This window comes from Mesorhizobium sp. M8A.F.Ca.ET.202.01.1.1, assembly GCF_004791595.1.
Taxonomy (GTDB): domain Bacteria; phylum Pseudomonadota; class Alphaproteobacteria; order Rhizobiales; family Rhizobiaceae; genus Mesorhizobium.
Genome location: NZ_SRUN01000014.1, coordinates 1 through 16,688 on the forward strand (window position 1 = coordinate 1; position 16,688 = coordinate 16,688).

The following is a 16,688-nucleotide window of genomic DNA, read 5'->3' on the forward strand; positions in this document are numbered from 1 at the left end:
AACGGTAAGCAACCAAAGGTCGCCATCGTCGCCGTGGCCCGAAAGATTATGACCATCCTCAGCGCCATGCTTCGACACAACCAACCCTGGTATCCAGACAAAGCCTGAAAACACAGTTGCTCATCCGTCGCCTTCGGCGACACCTTCTCCCACAAGGGGAGAAGGGAAAGGGCAGCCTACGCCGCCTTATCTCTCACCTGATAATCCTTGATCGTGGCGAAGCGGATCGCCTTCCAGCGCTCGGCTTCGTAGTTCAGCGAGAAGGCGTGCTGGGCGAGGAACACCGGGTCGTTGTCGAGGTCGCGGGCGATGTCGCCGCGATGCGCTTCGATGAAGCGAAGCACTTCGGCCTTGTCGTCGGCCGAGATCCAGCGGCAGACCGAAAAGCGCGACATTTCGAACTCGACGGGCAGCGTGTATTCGAAGTTCAGCCGCTCTTTCAGCACATCCAGCTGCAGGGCGCCGACGACACCGACGATGGCCGGCGAACCATCTTCCGGCGAAAACAGCTGCACGACGCCTTCCTCGGCCATCTGGTGCAGCGCTTCCTTCAACTTCTTGGCCTTCATCGCGTCGCCGAGGCGCACGCGGCGCAGGATTTCCGGGGCGAAATTCGGCACGCCGCGAAACAGGATTTCCTCGCCCTCGGTCAACGTGTCGCCGATGCGCAGCGTGCCGTGGTTGGGGATGCCGACGACATCACCGGCGAAAGCCTCGTCGGCGGTGACGCGGGTGCGGGCGAAGAAGAATTGCGGCGCCGAGAGTGACATCGGCTTCCCCGTGCGCACCAGCTTGGCCTTCATGCCGCGCTCGAGCTTGCCCGAGCAGACGCGCACGAAGGCGATGCGGTCGCGATGGTTGGGATCCATGTTGGCCTGGATCTTGAAGACGAAGGAGGTCATCTTCTCCTCCGTCGCCTCGATAGTGCGGGTGTCGGCCTCCTGCGCGCGCGGTGGCGGCCCGAAGGCGCCAAGCGCCTCGATCAGGTCGCGCACGCCGTAATTGCGCAGCGCCGAGCCGAAATAGACTGGTGTCAGATGGCCTTCGCGAAAAGCGTCGATGTCGAGCGGACGGCAGGCTTCGCGCGCCAGTTCGAGTTCCTCGATGAAGGCCTCGCGCTCATTTTCCGGCAGAAGGCCGGCAACGCGGTTGGAATCGGGACCGTTGACCGGCGTGCGTTCCTTCTCGTCGTCACCCTTGCGCACGGCGTTCAGCGCCAGGTGATAGGTGCCGGAGAAGGTCTTGCCACGGCCGATCGGCCAGGTGACGGGCGCGGTGTCCAGCGCCAGCTTCTGCTCGATCTCGTCCAAAATCTCGAACGGATCGCGGCTTTCGCGGTCCATCTTGTTGACGAAGGTGATGATCGGGATGTCGCGCAGCCGGCAGACCTCGAACAGTTTCAGCGTGCGCGGCTCGATGCCCTTGGCGGCGTCTATGACCATGACGGCCGAGTCGACCGCCGATAGCGTGCGATAGGTATCGTCGGCGAAGTCCTCGTGGCCGGGCGTGTCGAGCAGATTGAAGACGTTGTCCTCATATTCGAAGGTCATCACCGAGGTGACGACCGAAATGCCGCGCTCGCGCTCGATCTTCATCCAGTCGGACCGCGTCTGGATGCGGTCCTTCTTGGCCTTGACCTCGCCGGCAAGCTGGATGGCGCCGCCGAACAGCAGCAGCTTTTCGGTCAGCGTCGTCTTGCCGGCGTCGGGGTGGGCGATGATCGCGAAAGTGCGGCGGCGCGCCACTTCCTCTGGGATAGCTTCGGGCATTCTGTTGGGATTTCCGTGTGACAGGCCGGGCTTCTAGCAGCGCTACGCCGGGCTGTCGACCGTTCCGGCGGCACGGATGCCGCCGGATGCCGTCTCTCTGCTGAAGCCAGCAATGGCCGGGAGCCGTGTATTTCAACATTGGCAAGCGGCCATAGGAATGCCACTTGGATGAACATCCCTTGGAATCAGGAGACAGAGGAGTGACCATGGCTGCGTCGAAACAAGTGATCGTCATCGGCGCCGGCATTATTGGTGCCTCGGTTGCCTGGCATCTGACCAGAGCTGGCGCGCAGGTGACGGTCATTGCCGACAGCGCGCCGGGCGGCGTGGCGACGCCGAACTCGTTTGCCTGGATCAACGCCAGTTGGGGCAATCCGGAAACCTATTTCCGGCTGCGCATCCGTGCCATGGCCGAGTGGAAGCGACTTGCAAATGATTTGCCCGGCCTGCCGCTGGCCTGGTGCGGCGGCCTGAACTGGGACCTGCAGGCGGAGAGGCTCGAAGCCTATGCGGACGAGCATTCGGCCTGGGGCTACGGCATCGAACGGGTTGGCCGAGAGCAGGTGGCACGCATTGAGCCCAATCTCGCCGAGCCTCCAGATTTTGCCTTGCATATCGCTGAGGAAGGTGTCGCCGAGCCCGCGGCCACAGCGAAGGCGCTGCTGGCGGATGCAGCGCGGCAAGGCGCGCGCATCCTCTCCGGCACGGTGACCGCGCTGGCCCAGAGCAACGGCAGGATTACCGGCGTGGACACATCACATGGGCTCGTTGCCGCCGACGAGGTGGTGATCGCCGCTGGCGTCGGCTCTCCGGATATTGCGGCGACGGCCGGCATCACCTTGCCGATCGAGACGCCGCCCGGCCTTATCGTCCATTCGCGGCCTTACAGGAAATTGCTCAACGGACTGGTGCACGCCGAGAGGCTACACATGCGCCAGACCGCCGAGGGCCGCATCATCGCCGGCTCGGATTTCGCCGGCGGCGATCCCGGTATGGACGCCGAAGCGACCGCCCGCGCGCTGTTCGCGGTCACGAAAGCAGCATTGCGTGGCGCGGAGGGGCTGGAACTCGATTTCCAAACCATTGGCTACCGCCCCAATCCGATCGACGGCTTTCCGATCATCGGCCGCGCCGAGGGCCTGGATGGGCTCTACGTCGCGGTCATGCATTCCGGCATCACGCTGGCACCAGCCGTCGGCCTGTTTGCCGCGCGGGAGATTCTTGAAGGCGAGCGCGATGCATTGTTGGCGCCTTACGGGCTGGCGCGGTTTGCGCAGTAGCAATGGCTGCTTCCGAGGCGCGGCACTCTACGGCGCCCCCCTCTGTCCTGCCGGACATCTCCCCTACAAGTGGGAGACGTCAGCTTCGCCGGCGGCTTCGCTCTTCAACGTTCGAGATTGGGAAGGCCATCGCGACATCTGGCCTCCCGCTCTGGGGGAGATGTCCGGCAGGACAGAGAGGGGCGCGGAGGAACTCGACCGAAACGATTTGCTATCCAACCAGCGCCAGCTTCGCCGCGACCGGAACGAATGGACTTATGTCGATGCCATCCCTGGTCATGGTGACGAAGCTCGATGGCGGGATCGCCTGCCAGTCGCCGCCCTCGCGATCGAAGGGCTCGGAGACGATGCAGCGGCCAGCGCCCTTGCGGAAGATGGACGTGTAGAGCGTCGGCGCGTGAGCGTCAGTGGCGTAGCGGACCGCATATAGAATCTGCCCGTCGGAGAAAGCGGCGGTGAGTTTAAGCGCCGGCTCGAGACCGGCGCGGCGAGAGGCTTCCAGCACGCGGCTGGTGGCACGCGAGACGGCGCCTAGTGGGTCGGCCGAAAGGCCCTCGTCGATCATCAGGAGAAAAAACAGTTCGGAATCGGTGGTGCCTTCGCGCTGGTCGAAGACAGCGTCGGACAGCGAGTTCTCCAGCGCGCGGCGAATTTTCTCGAAACCGCCGATCTGGCCATTGTGCATGAACGACCAGCGGCCGGAGATGAACGGATGGCAGTTCATGCGGCTGGTGGCGCCGCCGGTCGAGGCCCTGACATGGGCGAGGAACAGGCCGGACTTGATCTGCCGGCACAGGCTTTTCAGATTGGGGTCGGACCAGGCCGGCAGGATGTCGCGATAGAGGCCGGGCTCGGGCCTCTCGCCATACCAGGCAAGGCCGAAACCGTCGCCATTGGTCGGCGACTTGGCTTCCTGGGCGCAGTGGCTCTGGGCGATCAGCGAGTGACAGGGCGCCGTGAGGATATCTTCGAGAACGACCGCTTCACCGAGATAGGCCGCCCATCGGCACATCGCTTTGTCGTCCTCTAGGCACGATCCGCAAGCGCCGCCGGCGCTTCGACCGTGTGATTGCCTCTGTTGTGCGTCCGCTCGTAGAGCTCGCGAATGATTCGGCTGGCGGTAGTCTCGAAGAGAAATGGCAAGAAAGCGTGAACGAGCGCTGCTCCCGCCGCCATCAGCAGGCGCGACGAGAACCAGGCGGCGAAGGCCATATGGCCGAAATAGGTTTCGCCGACCTTGGCCGGATGAGAGGTGAAAATGCTTGCGAGCGACATGCTGGTTCCCCTTCAGCGCTGGAGCTTCCTGATATGAGTATCCTGACACGCCTCACCGGTTCATTGGTCCCAAAATATCCTTGTATTTTGCCACTTCATGGGACAAACATCCCAAATGACACTGGAAATCGATGAAATCGACCGAAAATTGCTTGCCGAACTGCAACGAGACGGCACGTTGTCGGTCGACCAGCTGTCGGAGCGGGTGGCATTGTCGCGCAATGCCTGCTGGCGTCGCGTCAAGCGGCTGGAGGAAGATCGCGTCATCACCGGCCGCGTGGCGCTGGTCGATGCCGAAAAGCTCGGGCTTGGCCTTTCGGTGTTCATCCTGATCCGCACATCCAACCACGACCCGGACTGGCTGCAGAAATTCCGCGCCGCGGTAAGCGGCTTGCCAGAGATCATCGGCGTCTATCGCATGTCTGGCGATCTCGATTATGTACTGCGCGCCCGTGTCGCCGACGTGAAGGCCTATGACCGGCTCTACCAGCGGCTCATCGCCAAGGTGGCGCTGTCGGATGTTTCCGCCTCCTTCGTCATGGAGGAGATCAAGGAGACGACGGTGGTTCCGATGGAAGTGCGTTGAGCCGTCCTCAGGCCATAGTGATGCCCGAAAGAAAGCCGTTGATAGCGCCGCGGGCGAATTGACCGAATCGGCAATCGCGCCGATAGGATCGATTTTATGCGCGCAGCCCTTCAAACACCCTCCGTCATCGGTCCCACCGTCGGCTTCGTCAGGCTGCCGCATGGCGAGGGACTTCCGCTTCCCGCTTATGAAAGCACCGGCGCCGCTGGCATGGATTTGCGCGCGGCGGTGCCCGAAGACCGGCCGCTTCTGATCCTGCCCGGCAAGCGCGCTCTGGTGCCGACGGGGCTGATCCTGGAAATTCCCGAAGGCATGGAAGGCCAGGTGCGGCCACGCTCGGGCCTTGCCTTCAAACACGGCCTTACCGTCCTCAATTCACCCGGCACGGTCGACAGCGACTATCGCGGCGAGGTGAAGGTGCTGCTGGTCAATCTCGGCGACGAGGATTTTGCCGTTACGCGCGGCATGCGCATTGCCCAGATCGTTTTCGCCGCCGTGACGCAGGTGGCTGTGGAAGAGCGTTCGCTCGCCGGCGGCACGGCGCGCGGCTCGGGCGGATTCGGATCGACCGGCACCGCCTGATAGCGAATCCAATGCCCTTGCCTAAACTTGTCATCTTCGACTGCGACGGGATCCTGGTCGATACCGAGAACCTCGCCAACCGGCGCCTGGCCGAATGGCTCAGCGCGAGCGGCTATCCAACGACCTTCGAATATTGCCGCAAGAACTTCTCCGGCCGCAGCATGGTCTCGGTGCAGAAGGAGATCGAGGAGACGACCAGCGTCAGGCTCGGCGCCGATTTCGTCGAGCGCTGGAATGCCGGCCTGCCGGATCTGTTCGCTCATGGCGTCGAGGCGATCCCTTATGTCCGGGAGTTCATCGAGGCGGTCCGCGCCGCCGGCCTCGCCTATTGCGTCGCCACCTCGGCCAGGATCTCGAAGATGCACATAACGCTTGGCCAGACCGGGCTGTTGCCGCTGTTCGAGCATGCCATGTTCAGCGCCACCATGGTCTCGCGCGGCAAGCCGTTCCCCGACCTGTTCCTGCATGCGACCAAAGCCATGGGCTTCGAGCCGGCCGACTGCATCGTCATCGAGGATAGCGTCGCAGGCACGCAGGCAGGCATCGCTGCCGGCATGCGGGTGTTCTCCTATCATGGCGACCCCTATTCCGACCGCGACGGCCTGATCCAGGCCGGCGGCATCCTGTTCGACGACATGCGCGAACTCGCCGGGCTGGTGCCGATCCACTGATTTTGCCGGCCGGATGGGCTAGTGCATGTCGCCCGGAAGTGTCAGCTTCGCGGTGCTTGCGGTGAGGGGACGATATCAAGCATGTCGGGATTTTTGCATCGGCTCGTCTTTGCCTGCCTGTTGCTGCTGCCATTGCTGGGCGGCGCGGCCGGCGCCCAGGACGCGGCCAGCCCGGACCTCGGCAAACCCATCGATGGCCACGCCGGCACGACCTATGCCGATCTCATCAGGATGGTCATTCCGGATCTGACGGCGAAGGGCGACTACTATGTCGGCTCCTCGCCGATCGAGATGCGGCACATTGCCGGTCCCGACAATGACAGCTCGCCACCAGAAGCACCGAGCGTTTTCAGCGCCGGCGTGCTTGGCATCAAGGCCGGAGGCAAGGAGCGGCTGGCCATGCTTTTCGATCTCGGCGAATCGCCCGACAGCGCGGAGGGCTATGCGGTGCTGGCGCTTTACGATCTCACCGGCAAACCGAGGTTGCTCGATGCCGTCAATGTGGCGACCGACCGTTTCACCTTCTTTCGCCACCCCGGCAAACTTTCGCTCGGCGCCAGCGACGATGCGCTGATGATCTCCAGCACGCATTTCAACTCGAACCAGGGCTACATGTCGACGCCGCTTATCCTGGTGCGAGACGACCGTTTTGAGCTGATCGACCTCATCAACACGTTCGACGAAAATGTCTGTTCCTATCGGCGCTCCCAGGACCTGACCTTCCAGGCCGTGAGCGATGGCCAGCCCTACGCCGCGATCAAGGCGACGATAACCGACAAGACGGCACCTGGCGAAGAGACGTGCGACGAACCCGCCCCCAAAGCCGTCTCGAACGACATTTCCGTAACCTACCGCTGGGACAAGAAAACAGCGGGCTACGTCGCCGATTCCGATGCTTTCGAAAAATTGGCAGCAGACAACGAGAAACGCTTCTGAACCAACCGCATTTGTTTGCCCGGCCGGAAACGGCGCGCTAGCATCCGCCCCGACACTCGTCATGGGGAACATTCATGGACAAGGGCAAGATCTTTCGCGACCTGCATGCCTCGACCTTCGTCATGCCCAATCCCTGGGACCCGGGCACGACGAAGCTGCTTGGCTCCTTCGGCTTCAAGGCGCTGGCCACGACCAGCGCCGGCTTTGCCTTTTCGCGCGGCCTGCCGGACGGGGCCGTGAGCTTCGACCAGATGATCCATCATTGCCGCGAGGTGACGGCCGCGACCGAACTGCCGGTCTCGGCGGATCTCGAAAAAGGCAAGGGCGACAGCCCCGAGCAGGCCGCCGAGACCATTTTCGCAGCGGAGGCCGCCGGGCTTGCCGGCTGCTCGATCGAAGACCATACCGGCGATCCGGAAAAGCCCATCTACGAGTTTTCGCATGCGGTCGAGCGCGTCGCCGCCGCGGTGGAGGCGGCGCGGGCGCTGAAGCGCGATTTTGTCTTCACCGCGCGGGCCGAGAATTTCCTGTGGGGCAAGTCCGACCTCGACGATACGATCAAGCGGCTGCAGGCCTTCGAAAAGGCCGGCGCCGACGTGCTCTATGCGCCGGGCATCGGCGACGTCGAGATGGTGCGCACGCTCTGCTCGGCGGTGACCAAGCCGGTCAATGTCATGGCGAGGCCCGGCTTCACCATCGCCGACCTTGCCATGGCCGGCGTCAAGCGGATTTCGCTCGGGCCGTGGCTGACCAATTTCGCCTACGGCATGCTGGAGACGGCGGCGCGCGAGATCCAGCAGGACGGAACGTTCGGCTTCACCCGCGCTGCCATGCCGTTCGGCAAGTTGCAGGCGCTGTACGGCAAATCCCAGGGTTAGACGCCGCATGAACCTTACCGTCGTCGACATGCATACGGGCGGCGAGCCGCTGCGGATCGTCACCGGGGGTTATCCCGCTATCCCCAAGGGCACCATCCTTGAAAAGCGCGCCTATGTGCGGGACAACCTCGACCATTTGCGCAAACTGCTGATCTTCGAGCCGCGCGGCCATTACGACATGTATGGCGCCTTGCTGGTCGAGCCCGATTTGCCCGGCGCCGACCTTGCCGTGCTGTTCATGCACAATGAGGGCTATTCCACCATGTGCGGCCACGCCATCGTCGCGCTCGGCCGTTATGCCATCGATGAAGGCCTGGTGGCGAAACAGGAGCCGTTCACCACCGTCAACATCGAGGCGCCTTGTGGCCTGGTCGTCGCCTCGGTCGAGGTCAGCGACGGCAAGGCCGGTGCGGTGTCGTTCGAGAGCGTGCCTGCCTTCCTGTTCGCCCGCGACCAACAGATCGAGCTGACAGAGTATGGCAAGATCGGTTTCGATATCGCCTATGGCGGGGCTTTCTACGCGCTGGCCGACTGCCATCAGTTCGGGCTGGAATTCGGCCACGACCGCGTGCGCGATTTCGTCGATGCGGCAACGGCGCTGACGAACCGGCTCAAGGCCGAGTTTGCGCTGTCGCATCCCGATCATGACGACCTCGCCTTCCTCTACGGCACCATCCTGACCGACGGAAAGGACGCCTTTTCCGGGGAAGTCACCAGAAATGTCTGCGTCTTCGCCGAGGCGGAAGTCGACCGATCGCCGACCGGTTCCGGCGTGACCGCCCGGCTGGCGGCCATGCATGCCAAGGGTGAGATCGCCATCGGGCAGACGCGCAGTTTCGAGAGCATCGCCGGCTCGCGCTTTTCCGGGGCGGTCGTGCGAACGGCACAGGCCGGCCCGCACGAAGCGATCGTCGCCCGCGTCGGCGGCCGCGCCTATTATTCCGGAGGAGCCGAATTCATTGTCGAACCGGACGACGAGCTGGGGCGTGGTTTCCTCTTGCGCTGAAGGCTCAACCGTTTGCGGAACGGACCGCTTCCCGCGCCGAGACCGCCTTGTGCAGATGCACCATCATGGCGGCGGCGAAGAGCGGCGTCAGCAGGTTGAGCAGCGGCACGGCAAGGAATGCCGCGATCACCAGCCCGGACAGAAACACCGTACCGGCATAGCGCCGGCGCAGGGCCCTCGCATCTTCCTCGGGGCGAAAGCGCATGGCGGCGAATTCGAAGAATTCGCGCCCCAGCAGGTAGCCGTTGACAATGAAGAAGGCTGCGATGTTGATGCCCGGCACCAGCAGAAGCATGAGCGCCACGATGTTGCCCAGGATGACGACGCCGAAAAACTTTATCGCCAGCACCATCGAGCGCAATGCCGGCATGGCCCGTCCGGCCGGGTGGCTTGGGTAATCGGTGCGCTCGACCACTTCGGCGACATCGTCGAGGAACAGGCCGGCGATGACGGCCGTGACCGGCGCAACAAGCAGCGCCATGCCGAAGGCCAGCGCGATGGCCGCGACAATGCCGCCCAGCCAGCCGGCCCAGGACGGTATGCCGGGCAACACGGTCTGGAGCCACGGCAGGGCCAGCCATTCGACAAGGCTGGTCAGGCCGAACCACAGGGCGACCAGCGCCAGCAGGGTTAGGCCGAGCGTCTTGATGAACACGGCGCGGAACGGAGGCGAGAGCAGCTCCAGGGCCGCGGTGCGGGCAGCGTCGAAAATCACCGTGCTTCAACCCCAGGTCAGCGGACACAACCACAGAGCAATTCCAGGAAAAGTGCGTAGCGGTTTTCCGCCCGGGATTGCGTAAAAACGAGAAGTTACAGCGGGTCAGAGATTCCATCAAACACTGAACCGCTCAAGGCAGGACGTCTCCGAGATAGGCAGTGCGGCCCGCGAGCACAAGCGCGGGCCTTTGCTTGTCTTTGGACGCTGCCGAAATCTGACTACCGGGCGAAGGCCGGTTTGCGGACCGGTATGGTCATGGCCGCCACGCCGGCAACGACAAAGCCCATGCCGAGCCATGCCGTCGGACCCAGGCTTTCGCCGAGGAAGATGGCGCCGATGCCGACACCGATCGGCACCCGCAGATAGGCCTGCGACGTCGTGCCGACCGAACCCAGCGTGTGGATGAGGCGAAAATAGATGACGAACGCCAGTGCCGTCGAAAACACGGACAGGCCGAGCAAAGCGAGGATGGAAGCTGCCGAAGGCGTCAGCGTCCATGGCTGGTCGACCACCAGGCTGAGCGGCACCAGCATGACGGCGCCGCACAGCATGGAGCCAGCGGCGGGAAGCATCGGATCGAGGCCCTTGAAGCCACGGCCGAAGATGGCGGCGCCGGCATAGCACACGGTTGCCGCGACGATGGCGATCTGTGCCCAGAGCTGGTGGCCGATGCCGCCAAGCGCCTGTGTGCCGACGATGAGGCAGATGCCGGCAATGCCGGCGCCGACGCCGACCAGCTTGCGTGGGGTGACCGGCTCATGGCGGGTGATCAGCGCGGTGAGCAGGAAGGTGAAGATCGGCGAGGTGGCGTTGAGGATGGTGGCAAGGCCGGCGTCGACCGAGCGCTCGGCCGCGGCGATCAGCGTGAACGGGACGACGCTGTTGAGGCAGGCCTGGAAGGCGAAGCGGCGCCAGCTAGCCGCGTCTCCCGGCATGGCAAGCCCACGCCAGCGGATGATGGCGAACAGGATGGCGCCGGCGATCAGGGTGCGGGCGGCGATGAAGGTGATGGGCGGGATGGTCTCGACGCCGATCTTGATGAAGGTGTAGGAGGCGCCCCACAGGACAGCCAGTACGCCAAGCAGCGCCAGGTCGGTAGCCGTGTCGTTTTTGGCAGGCATGGGCTCGCGCCTTCGGACCGTGATCTCAGGAGCGCAGATGTAGGCGACATCGCGACGAAATGTTTCGGCCACGGTCGAATTGTCGTAGCGCCTGGGCTGGCGCGGCAAGGACAGAAAATCGGTTGCCTGTTTTCAGCGTCATGCTGTAGACCCGCGCGGGCATGGCAAGAAGCCGGCTCGGGTTTTTGGCGGAGACATTGATGCCGGATTATGACGTGCTTTGCATCGGCAATGCGATTGTCGACATCATCGCCCAGTGCGAAGAGGACTTCCTCCAGACCAACGGCATCATCAAGGGCGCGATGAATCTCATCGACACCCATCGCGCCGAATTGCTCTACAGCCGCATGGGTCCGGCAATCGAGGCCTCCGGCGGCAGCGCCGGCAACACGGCGGCCGGGGTCGCCTCCTTCGGCGGACGCGCCGCCTTCTTCGGCAAGGTTTCCAACGATGCGCTGGGCGAAATCTACGCGCACGATATCCACGCGCAAGGTGTCGCCTTTGACACCAAGCCGCTCGAGGGCGAGCCGCCGACGGCGCGCTCGATGATCTTCGTCACCCCCGATGGCGAGCGCTCGATGAACACCTATCTCGGCGCCTGCGTCGAACTCGGGCCGGAAGATGTCGAGGCCGACAAGGCGTCGGGCGCCAAGGTGACCTATTTCGAAGGCTATCTGTGGGACCCGCCGCGCGCCAAGGAAGCCATCCGGCAGACGGCCAGGCTGGCGCACGCGGCCGGCCGCGAAGTGTCCATGACCTTGTCGGATTCGTTCTGCGTCGACCGTTACCGTGACGAGTTCCTCGACCTGATGCGCTCGGGCACGGTCGATATCGTCTTTGCCAACAGCCACGAGATCAAGTCGCTTTACCAGACTTCGTCGTTCGACGAGGCGCTGGCGCAGATTCGCAAGGATTGCAAGATCGCCGCGGTGACCCGCTCCGAAAAGGGCTCGGTCATCGTGCGCGGCGACGAGACCGTGGTCATAAAGGCGACCGCCATCAAGGAACTGGTCGACACGACGGGCGCCGGCGACCTCTACGCCGCCGGTTTCCTGCATGGTTATACACAGGGACGCGACCTCCAGACCTGCGGCGACCTTGGCTCACTGGCAGCCGGATTGGTGATCCAGCAGATCGGCCCGAGGCCACGGCAGAATCTGCGCAAGGAAGCCGAGCAAGCGGGGTTGTTGTAGGGGGGCTTTTCCCTTCTCCCCCTGTGGGAGAAGGTGGATCGGCGCGCAGCGCCGAGACGGTTGAGGGGTGGGTGACGGATCGCCGTTTTTGCCAAGCTGGAACACCCTCATCCGACCTCGCTTCGCGAGGCCACCTTCTCCCACAAGGGGAGAAGGAAAAGACCGTCGCGCGGTTGTCACACACCGCTCCTACAGGAAATTGCGAGCGTCCCGTGACTGGCATTTCGGGATGCTCGCAGTCAGTTGGGGTGTCGTAAATGCAAGACAGCAACCTGTCGGGTTCGCTGCATCTGTTGCCGTTCGGAGTCCCGCTTTTCCCTTAGCCGTTGACAAACGGCCGCAGTCGGGGAGGAGCGCGGCCAGAAGACAGATGCATGACCAGATTTCCAATCCAGGCGACCGGCATAAACCAGGACGACTTCGCGGAGTTGGTCGCCGACAAGGTCGAGCGCGCGCTCGCCCATTATGACGAGGCGATCAACCAGTCCACCATGGTCTCGGTCGCCAAAATCGCCGGCAGCATCGCCTCCGCGGTCACCTTGCTGTCGCCCAAGCACCAGCGCGCCATCGACACCATCCACGCCGACCTTCCGGGGCTGGCCTCGAAATTCGTGCGCGCGCTGGCGGCAGAAGCGGCGCGCCGAGGCGAAGCCGGTACCACCGGCACGACGACGCTGCCCGCAGAGGCCGAAGCGCTTCCCGCGCTGACCCAGTCCGACGACCTCGAATCGATGCTGATCGAGGACTGGGCCGGCCGCGTCGCCGGCTCGACCTATCTGGAAGAGAACCTGCGCATCGCACGCTCCACTTTGCACCGCTGGCAACGGCGCGGCGACGTCATCGCGCTGCGCAAGGGCGGCCGCAAGCACGTCTTCCCGCTGGCGCAATTCGTCGACGGCAGGCCGGTGGCGGGCATAAGCGACGTGCTGGAGCTGATCGGCAACCCGAGGCTCGCATGGCTATGGTTGACCCGCCCAGCGGCACAGCTCGACGGCCGCATCCCGATCGACCTGCTACGGCAGGACCAGGCGGAAGAGGTGGTCGAGGCGGCGCGTGGGTTCGCGCCGGGCTGAAGTCGGCGCGAGAAGGTGCCCGCGCCGCGCTTCGGGCTTGTCTGATGCAGAAGCTTTCGTCTGCCAGGCGGGATGCTCCTCAAGTCCCCGCCGTATAAGCCGCGATCGCCGCCATGTTCACGATATCGCTGTCCTTGGCGTTCAGCGAGACGATCTGCACCGGCTTGTTCAGGCCGACCAGCAGCGGGCCGATGACGGTCGAGCCGCCGAGTTCCTGCAGCATCTTGGTCGAGATCGAGGCCGAGTGGAACGCCGGCATGATCAGCACGTTGGCCGGGCCGGTCAGGCGGATGAACGGGTATTGCGCCATGGCGCGGGCGTTGAGCGCCACGTCGGCGGCCATTTCGCCGTCATATTCGAAATCGACGCGGCGCTTGTCGAGGATGCGCACGGCTTCCTGGATGCGCTCGGAACGCTCGCCCTGCGGATGGCCAAAGGTGGAATAGGCGAGCATGGCGAGCCTCGGCTCATAGCCCATGCGGCGGGCAAAGCCTGCCGCCTCCTCGGCGATGTCGGCGATCTGCTCGGCGTTGGGCATGTCGTGGACGGCGGTGTCGGCGACGATCACCGTGCGGCCGCGCGCCAGCACGATCGAGGCGCCGATGACGCGGTGGCCGGGCTTGGCGTCGATGACGCGCCTGATATCGTCGAGCGCGGTGGAATAGTTGCGGGTGACGCCGGTGACGATGCCGTCGGCGTCACCCAGCGCCACCATGCAGGCGGCGAAATGGTTGCGGTCGTTGTTGATCAGCCGCTGGCAGTCGCGGAACAGGAAGCCTTTGCGCTGCATGCGTTCGTAGAGATAGTCGGTGTAGATCGAATTGCGGCGCGACAGGCGCGCGTTGATGATCTCGATGCCTTGCTTGTTCAAGTCGATGCCGGCGTGCCTGGCGTTCTCCTTGATGACGTCGTCGCGGCCAAGCAGGATGGCCGTGCCGAGCCGCTGGTTCACATAGGAGACGGCGGCGCGCATCACCTGCTCCTCCTCGCCCTCGGCGAAGACGATGCGCTTGGGCTGGCGGCGCACGCGGTCGTAGATGCGCTGCAGGGTCGAGGCGATCGGGTCGCGGCGGGCGGAAAGCTCCTGCGCGTAGCGGTCGAGATCGAGGATCGGCTTGCGGGCGACGCCCGAATCCATTGCCGCCTTGGCCACGGCAATCGGGATGGCCGAGATCAGGCGCGGGTCGAAAGGCACCGGAATGATGTAGTTGGGGCCGAATTTCGGCCGGTTGCCCTGATAGGCGGCGGCGACGTCGTCGGGCACGTCCTGGCGCGCCAGTTCGGCGAGAGCGCGGGCGGCGGCGATCTTCATGTCGTCGTTGATGGTGGTGGCCCTGACATCAAGCGCGCCGCGGAAGATGTAGGGGAAGCCGAGCACGTTGTTGACCTGATTGGCATAATCCGAACGCCCGGTGGCCATGATGGCGTCGGTGCGGATCTCGGCCACTTCCTCCGGGGTGATCTCCGGATCGGGATTGGCCATGGCGAAGATGATCGGGTTCTTGGCCATCGACTGCACCATGGCGGTGGTCAGCGCCCCCTTGGCGGAAAGGCCGAGGAAGACGTCGGCGCCGTCGAGCGCTTCGGCCAGAGAACGCGCCTCGGTCTTGACCGCGTGCGCCGATTTCCACTGGTTCATGCCCTCGGTTCGGCCCTGGAAGACCACGCCCTTGGTGTCGCACAAGGTGATGTTTTCGGGCGAAAAACCCATCGCCTTCATCAGCTCGATGCAGGCGATGCCGGCGGCACCCGCGCCATTGCAGACCAGCTTCGTGGTCTTCATGTCGCGGCCGGTTACCTCCAGCGCATTGATCAGGCCGGCGGCCGAGATGATGGCCGTGCCATGCTGGTCGTCATGGAAGACCGGGATGTCCATCAGTTCGCGCAGGCGCTGCTCGATGATGAAGCATTCCGGCGCCTTGATGTCTTCCAGGTTGATGCCGCCGAAGGAGGGACCGAGGAAGCGCACGCAGTTGATGAACTCGTCGGCATCCTCGGTGTCGACCTCGAGGTCGATGGAATCGACATCGGCGAAGCGCTTGAACAGCACCGCCTTGCCTTCCATGACCGGCTTCGAGGCCAGCGCGCCGAGATTGCCGAGGCCGAGGATGGCGGTGCCGTTGGAGATGACGGCGACCATGTTGCCGCGCGTCGTATAGTCGAAGGCTCTCGAAGGATCCTCGGCGATGGCGCGCACGGGCACGGCGACACCAGGCGAATAAGCGAGGCTGAGATCACGCTGCGTCGTCATCGGTTTGGTGGCGACGATCTCCAGCTTGCCCGGCCGGCCCATGGCATGGAATTCGAGCGCTTCCTGTGCGCTGACGGACGGACCGTTGTTCTCGGTTTTCCTGGCCATGATGCTTTTGATTTCCTCGCCGGTGCGGCACCTCCTTGAAGCGGGTGCCTGTGTCCTTGCGAATTAAGACCACGGGCCGCCGCGTGTAAACCACGAAGCTCTGCAAAGCTGCTTCAAAGCGGACGCGCTCGCTCAGGGACTGCGCGGCGCTGGTTTGAATGCGGTGATTTCATGCGCATGCTGGCGGGCCGTTGCCCATCGCCGCAGCGTCCTGGTTCCGGGGAACGGCCATTGCGACAGGGGCGGCCGCCTGCTTCCCATCCGTTCGAACAGCTCCGACAGGAATTCCATGAGTTGCCGCCGTTGCGGCTCTACCCTGGCCATCGTGCGGTTGCGGATCTCCTCGCGCGGTATGGCGCGGTCGCGCAGCGTCTCGACAGCCCGCCGGATCGCAGCCGGATCGGGCTCGGCGATGATGCAATAGTCCGGATCGAAGAAGACATCCCGGCCGCCAAGACTGGGCGTGCTGACCACCGGCAACCCGGCCATCAGATATTCCATGCTGGAACACATTGCCCCTTCCGCCGCCGACAGACAGAGCCCAACCGCGGCCTGGTTGTAGACGCGATTGACCTCCTGCGGCGCCAGCCAGCCGGCCAGGCCGTCGATGATCGGGTTGGCGATACGATGCAGCGGCGATTGCGCCTGCAAGCGACGGATGAAGGCACGGTCGCCGGCCCGGGGCAGCTCGCCGATCGAAAAGGTGATGTGGGCGAGCCTTTCGACGTCGAAGGCGAGGTAATGACGCTTGGTGTACGAGATGCGGCCGTTATAGACGGCGTCGAATTCGACGGGGACATCCGGCAATGGCCGAAAGATGTCCTCCGAGACCATCAGATTGTGGTTGGAGACGATCGCGGTTCCTCCGACAGCGGTGACCAGACGACGCTCCTCCGGCGTGTTGCAAAGAAAAATCAGTTCGTGAAGCGGAAAGTTCTCACGGTACCAGGCGAGATCCCGGCCCAGCTTTGCGACGACGTGCGGCCGCTCGAGCGTCCAACTCGGCATCAGCAGGAACACGGCGCGCCGCGAGGCCAGGCGACGGCCGATTGCGACGATCGAGTTGAGGGGACGGGCGCCGCCGATCGGCGTGTAGATCAACAGCGGATCGTGGCTGAGAACGTAAACCGCGAGCCGAATGCCGCCGTCCAGATGGGACAACGGACCGCTGAGCGGCAGCGCGAAAGGGAGGCGCTTGGCCGCCGAAAACTTAAGCCAGCCCAACCTTTGACTGGCATGCC

Annotated in this window: 16 protein-coding genes and 1 pseudogene; 10 read left to right on the top strand and 7 right to left on the bottom strand. The window is 64.0% G+C overall.

The window, feature by feature from the left end; genetic code table 11:
- Positions 1-108, top strand: a pseudogene (locus tag EN845_RS36175) (IS110 family transposase); the annotation flags it as partial.
- A gap of 68 nt (positions 109-176) precedes the next feature.
- Here the strand turns inward: EN845_RS36175 and EN845_RS26400 are convergent.
- Positions 177-1,769 (bottom strand): peptide chain release factor 3, encoded by a 1,593-nt coding sequence (locus tag EN845_RS26400; protein ID WP_127873035.1) that lies wholly within the window; start codon positions 1,767-1,769, stop codon positions 177-179.
- Between the two features lie 206 nt (positions 1,770-1,975).
- Here EN845_RS26400 and EN845_RS26405 point away from each other — a divergent pair, with 206 nt between their 5' ends.
- Positions 1,976-3,049, top strand: coding sequence for an FAD-binding oxidoreductase (locus tag EN845_RS26405; protein ID WP_127873034.1), 1,074 nt, complete (start codon positions 1,976-1,978; stop codon positions 3,047-3,049).
- A 211-nt stretch (positions 3,050-3,260) separates the two neighbouring features.
- On the opposite strand, the gene EN845_RS26410 is transcribed toward EN845_RS26405, so the two are convergent.
- On the bottom strand, positions 3,261-4,061 hold the full coding sequence (locus EN845_RS26410) for a class II glutamine amidotransferase (RefSeq protein WP_127873033.1): 801 nt from the start codon (positions 4,059-4,061) through the stop codon (positions 3,261-3,263).
- 14 nt (positions 4,062-4,075) lie between these two features.
- A complete protein-coding gene (locus tag EN845_RS26415) occupies positions 4,076-4,324 on the bottom strand; it encodes a DUF6356 family protein (protein ID WP_127873032.1) in 249 nt (82 codons plus the stop codon).
- Between the two features lie 115 nt (positions 4,325-4,439).
- Here EN845_RS26415 and EN845_RS26420 point away from each other — a divergent pair, with 115 nt between their 5' ends.
- From EN845_RS26420 to EN845_RS26445, 6 genes are all read left to right on the top strand, one after another.
- Positions 4,440-4,910 carry an Lrp/AsnC family transcriptional regulator gene (locus EN845_RS26420; RefSeq protein ID WP_127278799.1) on the top strand — a complete coding sequence of 157 codons (471 nt, stop codon included), beginning with the start codon at positions 4,440-4,442 and terminating at the stop codon, positions 4,908-4,910.
- 96 nt (positions 4,911-5,006) lie between these two features.
- Positions 5,007-5,492 carry a dUTP diphosphatase gene (dut, locus tag EN845_RS26425; protein WP_127278800.1) on the top strand — a complete coding sequence of 162 codons (486 nt, stop codon included), beginning with the start codon at positions 5,007-5,009 and terminating at the stop codon, positions 5,490-5,492.
- A gap of 11 nt (positions 5,493-5,503) precedes the next feature.
- On the top strand, positions 5,504-6,163 hold the full coding sequence (locus EN845_RS26430; RefSeq protein WP_127873031.1) for an HAD family phosphatase: 660 nt from the start codon (positions 5,504-5,506) through the stop codon (positions 6,161-6,163).
- Between the two features lie 81 nt (positions 6,164-6,244).
- Positions 6,245-7,099, top strand: coding sequence for a hypothetical protein (locus EN845_RS26435; protein ID WP_127873030.1), 855 nt, complete (start codon positions 6,245-6,247; stop codon positions 7,097-7,099).
- Positions 7,100-7,173: 74 nt separating this feature from the next.
- On the top strand, positions 7,174-7,977 hold the full coding sequence (locus EN845_RS26440; RefSeq protein ID WP_127278803.1) for an oxaloacetate decarboxylase: 804 nt from the start codon (positions 7,174-7,176) through the stop codon (positions 7,975-7,977).
- A gap of 7 nt (positions 7,978-7,984) precedes the next feature.
- The gene (locus tag EN845_RS26445; RefSeq protein WP_127873029.1) at positions 7,985-8,983 is read left to right on the top strand and encodes a proline racemase family protein; all 999 of its coding nucleotides are present in this window, start codon (positions 7,985-7,987) and stop codon (positions 8,981-8,983) included.
- A gap of 4 nt (positions 8,984-8,987) precedes the next feature.
- Here the strand turns inward: EN845_RS26445 and EN845_RS26450 are convergent, their stop codons facing one another.
- The gene (locus EN845_RS26450) at positions 8,988-9,698 is read right to left on the bottom strand and encodes a sulfate transporter family protein (protein WP_127873028.1); all 711 of its coding nucleotides are present in this window, start codon (positions 9,696-9,698) and stop codon (positions 8,988-8,990) included.
- 221 nt (positions 9,699-9,919) lie between these two features.
- Positions 9,920-10,822 (bottom strand): EamA family transporter, encoded by a 903-nt coding sequence (locus EN845_RS26455; RefSeq protein WP_127873027.1) that lies wholly within the window; start codon positions 10,820-10,822, stop codon positions 9,920-9,922.
- Positions 10,823-11,022: 200 nt separating this feature from the next.
- Between EN845_RS26455 and EN845_RS26460 the strand changes: the two genes are divergently transcribed.
- Positions 11,023-12,015 carry an adenosine kinase gene (locus EN845_RS26460; RefSeq protein ID WP_127873026.1) on the top strand — a complete coding sequence of 331 codons (993 nt, stop codon included), beginning with the start codon at positions 11,023-11,025 and terminating at the stop codon, positions 12,013-12,015.
- Between the two features lie 374 nt (positions 12,016-12,389).
- Positions 12,390-13,088, top strand: a complete 699-nt coding sequence (locus EN845_RS26465) for an antitoxin Xre/MbcA/ParS toxin-binding domain-containing protein (RefSeq protein WP_127873025.1) — start codon at positions 12,390-12,392, stop codon at positions 13,086-13,088.
- 79 nt (positions 13,089-13,167) lie between these two features.
- Here the strand turns inward: EN845_RS26465 and EN845_RS26470 are convergent, their stop codons facing one another.
- Both EN845_RS26470 and EN845_RS26475 read right to left on the bottom strand, forming a co-directional pair.
- Positions 13,168-15,447, bottom strand: coding sequence for an NADP-dependent malic enzyme (locus EN845_RS26470; protein ID WP_127873024.1), 2,280 nt, complete (start codon positions 15,445-15,447; stop codon positions 13,168-13,170).
- Positions 15,448-15,579: 132 nt separating this feature from the next.
- Positions 15,580-16,608 (bottom strand): glycosyltransferase, encoded by a 1,029-nt coding sequence (locus EN845_RS26475; protein WP_245511805.1) that lies wholly within the window; start codon positions 16,606-16,608, stop codon positions 15,580-15,582.
- Between the last annotated feature and the right edge of the window lie 80 nt (positions 16,609-16,688).